Genomic DNA, 1,247 nt, shown 5'->3' with positions numbered 1-1,247 from the left:
CTTTTTCAAATATACAAAAATACTTGTAAGAAAGGCATCCTTTTTTTATCTTTAACCATGCAACACATTACAGGAATATCACGCCAACAGTTACAAGTATCAAGTCTAGAAGACACCATTAGTCAGGACAACCCAATTAGGTTTATCGATGCTTTTGTAAACAGTATTGATTTAGAGAAAATAGGATTTACCCTCAGAGTTTTAAAAACCGAAGGTCGCCCAAGCTTTGATACTAAAGTCTTTTTAAAAATCTATTTGTATGGCTATTTAAATGGCATTCGCTCCTCCAGACGATTGGAAAAAGAGTGCCTTCGTAATTTGGAAATGCAGTGGCTTGTAGAAGCCATTTGCCCTAATTATCATAGCATAGCCGACTTTCGTAAAGACAATCCCAAAGCCCTAAAACAACTCTTCAAACTCTTTGTTTCGTTTTTAAAAAATGCCGATTTAATCACAGGCGAAACCATTGCTATTGATGGTACTAAATCCAGAGCACACAACGGAAAGAAGTCCAACTATAACCAAAGAAAAATCGACAAACACAAAGAATATATCGAACTTAAAACCCAAGAATACCTCAATGAGTTAGACAAAAACGATGTAAAAGAAGACGCTATAAAAATCAGTAACATCCAACAAAAAATAGCACGATTAAAGCAAAACAAAATCAAATACGAACTACTCGAAGAAGAACTCCAAGCCAGTGGCGAACCCCAAGTAAGCACTACCGATTCTGATGCAAGAGCACTACTGGTTCAAGGACAAGTAGTAGAAATAAGCTATAACATTCAAGCCGCAGTAGACAACAAACACAACTTGGTGGTTGCCACACATACCATTAACCGCAATGATAAAAACGCACTCTCAGCCATTGCCATAGAAGCCAAAGAAAACCTAGCACTAGAAACTTTTACTGTTTTGGTTGACAAAGGTTACCATAACGGACGCGAACTAGACACTTGTAAAAACCATAACATCACTACCATTGTAGCCCATCCTGATCAAGGCAAGAGCAATGAAAACGGCACACAACCCGAGTATTTAGTATCAAAGTTTATTTATAACAAAGAAGAGAACACCTATACGTGTCCACAAGGGCAAACGCTCACCACTACAGGAAGTTGGCACAAGAAAACCGGTCGCACCGAAGAAAGCGGTTATCAATTCCAAAAATACCGCACACCAGCATGTAAAACTTGTCCAGTAAAAGACCAATGCACCAGCCGAAAAGGCGGAAGAGAGATTGA

1 protein-coding gene is annotated in these 1,247 nt (G+C 38.6%); it reads left to right on the top strand.

Going from position 1 to position 1,247, the window contains the following annotated elements; genetic code table 11:
* Positions 1 to 57 precede the first annotated feature (57 nt).
* On the top strand, positions 58 to 1,247 hold a 1,190-nt coding region (locus ACSVH2_RS14060), incomplete at its 3' end, for an IS1182 family transposase (protein ID WP_438093811.1).

It is taken from the genome of Flavobacterium sp. RSB2_4_14 (assembly GCF_051547085.1).
Lineage (GTDB): Bacteria > Bacteroidota > Bacteroidia > Flavobacteriales > Flavobacteriaceae > Flavobacterium.
Note: the sequence above shows the minus strand (reverse complement) of the source record. Positions and strands in the feature narration are given on the sequence as shown.